The sequence below is a fragment of the Methylobacterium sp. Leaf89 genome, assembly GCF_001422215.1.
Lineage (GTDB): Bacteria > Pseudomonadota > Alphaproteobacteria > Rhizobiales > Beijerinckiaceae > Methylobacterium.
In genome coordinates this window covers 1-2,320 of record NZ_LMML01000018.1, presented here as the reverse complement: position 1 = coordinate 2,320, position 2,320 = coordinate 1, and the positions used below count along the sequence as shown (strand labels likewise).

Here is a 2,320-nt window from a genome sequence, read left to right as displayed (position 1 = left end):
CGCCGACGCTGGCTCTTTCGAGCGGCACCCTGGCCAAGGACGGGACCCTCACCGCCACCTTCAAGGGTGGCGCGCCGGCCGGTGCGATCGTCAAGATCTACGACGGTGCGCAGCTCGTCGGGCAGGCTGTGAGCGGCGCCGACGGCCATTACACCATCACGGTGTCGGGCGTCGGAGCCGGTACAAACGTCTTTACCGCCACCGCCGTCGACGCCAGGGGCCGCTTGAGCAAAGTGTCAGCGGAATCGGTCGTCGAAGTCGGCAGTTCCGCGGACATCCTCTCGCGCATCGACCTGATCGCGGCGAAGTCAGGCGTCGCAGCCGTATACCTGACCGATAAGCACGTGTTTACCGTCGCCTCGACGGCGCAGATGCAAAGCATCATTGCGATCGATCAGGAGGTCCTGTCGAAGATTTCCGGGGGCTATCAGTTCCAGTTCTGGAGCGGCACGGCGGACAACCGGACCCTGTCCCGCTACGACGCGAACGGCAGCCTGATCAACACATACACCGCAGCGACGAAAGATGGGGTCCTCGTTCGCGAGACCATCGTCGACGCGAGCAGCAACGCCACCTACGCAAAAGAAATTTTCCAGTACGGCATCACGGGCAAGAGCTACACCACAACTTATCAGGCCTACGACAAGACAGGAAACGTCGTTCTTACGACGCGAAGCCATGCGGATGGTACGCTGGATTACTCGTCGAAGATTGATGCGAGCGGAACGCTGACGAAAGTCTATGATACCGTCGGCAAGCTCAAATCCTCAACGCAGCTCACGGGTGACGGCGTCAGCATCGTGACCAACTACGATGCAACCAGTGCCGTCGCCTCGAAGATTACGACTTATAGCGACAAGTCCAATCGCATCGAGAACTTCAAGAACGGTGTACTCACGAGCGAAATCGTCACCCACACCACCGGTGGACCGGTGGCGAAGGAATCCTTCCTCTATCAGGTCACCGGCCAATCCTACGTCACCCTGCATCAGAATTTTTCGGCCTCGAACCAGCTCCTGACGGAGTTCAAGACCCGGATGGACGGATCGCTCGACGCGGTCACCTGGCTCGCGACGGACGGCTCGACGCGCAGCCGCACCTATGACGCCAACCATCAGGTCACCTCCGAAAGAATCGTGCTCACCGACAAGTCGACGGACGTGAAGACTTACGTCTCCGAAATTCTGACCCGTGAGGTGATCACCCGTGCTGACGGCACGAAAGAATCGTGGGATTTCAACATCTCCGGCAAGGCCTATGGCAGCATCCACCGCTGGTACGATGCCTCGGGCAAGCAGACCAAGCTCGAATACGTGGCCGAGAAGTGGGTCGACACCAAGTTCGCGCCGGCGCTCGAGGCGGTCGAGGCTGCGCCGACGCTCGCCATGGTTCATGGAACAACCGGCGCGCCGCTCTCCCGCAGTCTGACAGCGATCGCCCCGACGGCCGAGACGAAGATGGTCGACGGCGCCCTCTCCGCAGCGCTGAAGGGCGAGGCGCTCGCGGGCTCGGCCGTCATGATCTACGACAACGGCAACCTGATTGGAACGACGACCGCGCGGGAGGACGGAACCTACAGCTTCGTGGCCGCGGGACTCGGGGTGGGTCGGCACGTGCTGAGCGCCTCATCCATCAGCGATGCAGGTCACTTGAGCAAGGACTCGGCTTCGGTGGTGGCCTTCGTGATGACCGCCGCGGACTTCGTGAAGCAGATTGGAGCGGTCAATGCCACGGCGGGCCTCGCGGGCGTGTGGCTGACCGACAGTCACGTCCTGACGGTTCCGGCCGGTTCCCTCCAGGAATACATCGCGCGCTACGGTTCCGCGCTCGGCGCCCTCGAGGGCGACTACACCTTCCAGGTCAGGTCCGGAGTGGGCGATCAGGAAATCGTGAAGGTCTACGATAAGTTCGGCAAGTCGACGGACACGATCAAGCTGGAAACCCTCGATCACGGCGTGACCAAGACGGTCGCGCAATTCGCGGCCTATGAGCACATCGTCACCCATGACGATGCGGCGCATGTCGGCGACACCGTGACCTTGACGGTCTCCGACAGGGGAGCTCTCGACCTCTCGGACAAGCTCGATGGCTCGCGCGCCGTCTTCGTCTACGCCTCGGATGCCGGCAACAGCCTCACCACTGGCGTGAAGAACGACACCCTGGTGGGCGGTCGCAGCAACGACACGCTGAACGGCGGGGTCGGAGACGACCGGATGTACGGCGGGCTCGGCAACGACACCTTCGTGGTGGACAGCATCGGCGACACCGTCATCGAGTACACCAACCAGGGCACCGACACCGTCCGCGCCGCGATCTCCTA

Annotated in this window: 1 pseudogene; it reads left to right on the top strand. The window is 62.2% G+C overall.

The window, feature by feature from the left end:
- Nucleotides 1–2,320, top strand: a pseudogene (locus ASF18_RS24105) (hypothetical protein); the annotation flags it as partial.